The 4,077-nt window shown below is 45.0% G+C and carries 4 protein-coding genes; 2 read left to right on the forward strand and 2 right to left on the reverse strand.

Features of this window, described 5'->3' with window-relative positions; translation table 11 throughout:
- The coding region (locus VN429_RS07495; RefSeq protein ID WP_325631609.1) for an MreA family transcriptional regulator at window positions 1–400 on the forward strand (400 nt) is incomplete at its 5' end.
- 122 nt (window positions 401–522) lie between these two features.
- Window positions 523–1,860 carry a pyridoxal phosphate-dependent aminotransferase gene (locus VN429_RS07500; RefSeq protein ID WP_325631611.1) on the forward strand — a complete coding sequence of 446 codons (1,338 nt, stop codon included), beginning with the start codon at window positions 523–525 and terminating at the stop codon, window positions 1,858–1,860.
- 49 nt (window positions 1,861–1,909) lie between these two features.
- Here VN429_RS07500 and VN429_RS07505 read toward each other — a convergent pair whose 3' ends face one another.
- The gene (locus VN429_RS07505) at window positions 1,910–3,316 is read right to left on the reverse strand and encodes a hypothetical protein (protein ID WP_325631613.1); all 1,407 of its coding nucleotides are present in this window, start codon (window positions 3,314–3,316) and stop codon (window positions 1,910–1,912) included.
- Window positions 3,309–4,034 carry an ABC transporter ATP-binding protein gene (locus VN429_RS07510; protein WP_325631615.1) on the reverse strand — a complete coding sequence of 242 codons (726 nt, stop codon included), beginning with the start codon at window positions 4,032–4,034 and terminating at the stop codon, window positions 3,309–3,311. The genes VN429_RS07505 and VN429_RS07510 overlap by 8 nt, the downstream gene beginning before the upstream one ends.
- Window positions 4,035–4,077 lie beyond the last annotated feature (43 nt).

The following is a 4,077-nucleotide window of genomic DNA, read 5'->3' on the forward strand; positions in this document are numbered from 1 at the left end:
GGTATGGATGGATCTGAATATTAGTTTACAGTTTTCAGAGAATGATCTGGAAATTTCAAGGATTTTAACCGATGTGGGGTTGAAAAGTAATGAGGCACGGGTCCTGGTTGTATTATTCAAGGGATATGATCTCACTTCAAGGGAGATTGAACGGATTGTAGACCTCAGGCAACCTGAAGTCAGTATCGCTATTAATCAGTTGATTGAACGAAAGTGGGCACAGGTAACGAGTCTCATTACTGAAAAAAAAGGGCGGCCTGTAAAAGTATATACCCTCTCCCGGACTGTTGACAGTATTCTTGATCAGATTGAGGAACAGATCGAAGGTGAATATCGTGGCAGACTTGAAATCATTGAACGTGTAAGGTCAATGGTTAAGGAATCCCGGGTTACTGAATAAGATTTCCTTTTCTTTTTTGTCATATTTTTCAATGTTGCAGGTCTTGTTCTGAAACATCACCAAAAGATATATGTAATCTCCTCCGATATTCTCACCAAGGTGATAATAGAGTGGCCGGGATTATGATTGATGCACGGGTTGACCGAATTCAGCAGCCTGACACTATACGGTTCAGCCAATTGGTATCTGAACAGAAGAAAGCATGCCAGGCATCTGCATGTTGTGATTCCTTTTTTTCGTTTGGAAAAGCGGAATCTCCATTTCCAATTCCTGATGATATCAGAATAGAGATATCTGGAAAGTCATGTCCTGGAACCCTTGCTGACCCAGCCGGGCTTCTGGAGCTTAGGGAAGCGGTAAGTGGATTTTATGCAAGAAATTATAATATCTCTGCAGATCCTGACCGGGTTATTATTGGCCATGGGGTAAAAGGCTTGGTTCTACCGATTTTCACCATTATTGCTGGCTCAGTTATTGTCCCTTCCCCTGGGTGGCTTGGATACCTGCCGCAACTGAGGATCTTGAATAAACCCTATTACCGGTTATATGGTCATTTCCCATCACAATATAAGATTCGCCCGCCACAACTTGCTGCCATGTTGAAAGGACTCGTTAAATCGCAGCATCTCTTGATCCTGAACAATCCCGGATACCCGACCGGGAACCTCTATACGGAGAGTGATCTCCGGGAGATAGCATCTATTTGTCGTGAGTTTAACACACTCGTCCTTGCAAATGAGGCATACAGCCTTCTCACCTATGATTTGTCAAAATTTATCAGCATGGGTTCGATTTATCCGGAAGGGACATTTGTTTTGAATGGACTCTCGATGGACCGGTCAGCAGGCGGGCTTCGTATCGGTACGTGTATTCTTCCTGAAAGATCTGATCAGATTCTAAAGAATGAGTTCATCAAAATTCTTGCAACAGTGTATACCGCAGCCGTGACACCAGTACAACAGGCTGCCATACCTGCCTATCTTCCAAATACTGCGATGGATACGTATCTGCATGACACACGGGAGATTCATCGTATTATGACAACAGAGCTCGCTATCCGGTGTGCAGCAATAGAGGGAGTTAGAACGATCATCCCTGAAGGTGGTTTTTCATTTATGGCTGATCTCAATAGTATGATAGCCGCAATCAGGACAGCCGGCATCCAGTACTCTAATGATCTTGCCCCTGCGATGGTGCAGCATCCATACCATATTGCTACCGTGACCGGTGAGGCTATGATGGCAGGATATGATGATTTTTACATTCGGTTCTCAGCCACTGATTATGATGGCACAGCAGCACTGGAATCATACCACTCTGCTCCTCCTAAAACTTCTTCTGAAGAAGAGGCGTTTTTCATGAAGTACGGAGCACGCATGGCAGCCGGAATGGAGATGTTCAGCCGATGGGTCAGTGATGTCAGATCAGGAAATTTCAGGTTTGAGAAAAAAACTGAATAAATATATAATTTTCGTTCTGTCAAATTTAAAAAACATAATCAGTTGCACCCTAGTACATCGGTTGCTCGTGTAACTCCCATTTTCTACATCCGATCTGTATAAGATACCACGCCGGAACAACTAAAATCACTGATGATAGTGAGGCCCAGGGATTTGCAAAAGCAATCGAACTGAAGATCGTGGTAACAATACCGATGAGGATAAAGTATCTTGCCATAACTTTCACATCATAGACGAGGATATTTGGCGAAAGCCCTGCAAGCCATATTGTTAATCCAAGGGTGAAGTACGAAGTTGACAGAGCAAGCACTATAACCGGAACTGTGTAGACAGCCTGCCCTGAAATTATACAGATAATTGCGAGGAATACAACCGGTATCACCTGGAGTACCGAAAAACTGGCTATCTTGCTGATGATAACTGTTTTCACCTTCACTGGCAGGCAGGCGTATGTAGCGTACGAATCAAATGCCGTTATCCAGGTGTACATTGTCGAGGCTATGATCCCGGTAGTCATGGCATAGAGGAAGAGCACATTCCTCTTAGGCAGGTAATCGCTGGTCAGTGAAAGAAAAAACCAGATTACAAGGAGAGGAATAAGAAATGAGAAGAGTGTCTGTCCGATGGCACTTCCGCTCCTGTACAGGTCTATCAAGTCTTTTGCAGAGAGGGCAGGTGTTGGGAATCTGGACAATAACCGGGATAGAGAAACGATCTGATCTTTATACTGTCTGGAGGCACCGATGTTTTCTGGTGTAAACAGCAGGATTCCGACTGTGGAAAAGATACCAATACCTATGAGGCTCTCTACCAGAAGCGAAAGCGAGAAATCCTGAAATAAAATAATGGGTGGAAAAAGTTTTGCCGGATTGTCACCTGTTATGATGCTGTATCCTGCAAGTCCAAGGATAAGTATACCGATGATTATGAGTAGCCCTGTATGGCTTCTGCTGTACAGTGATGAAAGAAAGAACACCAAAGAGAGACCTGAAAGAAAGGATATTGTCAGGGTCAGGCTAAGCAGGAGGGGGAGATCCAGCGGGACACCGATGAACGGAGATGCAAGCAGATAGCCGAGTGAAAACGGGAACACCCAGAGCACAAAGTAATACAGGAGATCCTTAAGCACAAAAGTCGCAAAGATCTCCCGGTCAGACACCGGAAGAGTCCTGGCTGCATAAGATATCAGACTTGCCTGTCCAAACCTCCTGTTCATTACCTCGCTACCGAGAAGGCCAAAGGCTCCTACCATGAATCCAAGAAGCAGGTAATTTGAGTGTAGGATCAGAGATAGATTGCCAGGTGGGAGCGTTTTCCTGATGAATGGAAGCAGGAACGATCCCATGAATGCGATACCTCCTACCATGATTGGGAAGAGTGCAAAACTCAGGCTCCCAAACATGGTGGAATGAAGCCGCCATTCTTCTTTCAGCATCAACCAGAAGAGTTTACGCATCTTTGTCCCTTCCAACCAGATGCAAGAAGTAATCATCGAGGCTTATCCCTTCTCTTGAAAGTTCCTGTGGCGAGCCGGTTTTGAGAAGGTTTCCTTTGTGGAGGATGGCAAATCCTGAGCAGATCTCCTCGGCTATTGAGAGGATATGGGTGGATATAAATATGGTATTGCCAGTTTTGACATAATCTACAAGGAAATCCTTGACTTTTCTCTGCATGATAGGATCAAAGTTGATGAGTGGTTCATCAATCAATGCGAGTTCAGGTTGATGAATAAATGCCTGCGCAAGCATGAGTTTCTGTCGTGTTCCTCGAGAAAGATCCTTGCAGAGCACGTTCTTTTTGTCCGCAAAGTCCAGAAAGTCAAACCACCAATCCGCCTTGCTCCTGATATCAGGCAGATTTCTTACCGATCCCACCAGGTCAAGGTACTCTACTGCGGTTAGGAAGCTGGGTGGTGTCTCCTGTTCAGGAATTATTCCTACCTGCTGCCTCACCCATATTGGATCAGATGTAACTTCCCGGCCAAGTACCAGAGCCGAGCCACTGGTTTGTCTGATCTGTCCGGTCAGCATCTTAATCATGGTAGTCTTTCCTGATCCATTCGGCCCGAGCAGTCCGAAAAGTGCTCCTTTTTCAACCGAGAGGGTGATGCTGTTTACTGCAGTCACGTCTCCGTAGGTTTTTTTCAGGTTGGTGGTCTGGATGATTGGTGTCATATATATGAATCCTGACGTTGCCTCTGGGCTAGTAATATATGAT

Source organism: Methanospirillum sp. (assembly GCF_035560735.1).
GTDB lineage: Archaea > Halobacteriota > Methanomicrobia > Methanomicrobiales > Methanospirillaceae > Methanospirillum.

Bases quoted from the DNA above. Each gene is read 5' to 3' on its own strand.
- VN429_RS07510 (WP_325631615.1), bottom strand. From the start codon at position 4,034: ATGACACCAATCATCCAGACCACCAACCTGAAAAAAACCTACGGAGAC.
- VN429_RS07505 (WP_325631613.1), bottom strand. From the start codon at position 3,316: ATGCGTAAACTCTTCTGGTTGATGCTGAAAGAAGAATGGCGGCTTCAT.
- VN429_RS07500 (WP_325631611.1), top strand. From the start codon at position 523: ATGATTGATGCACGGGTTGACCGAATTCAGCAGCCTGACACTATACGG.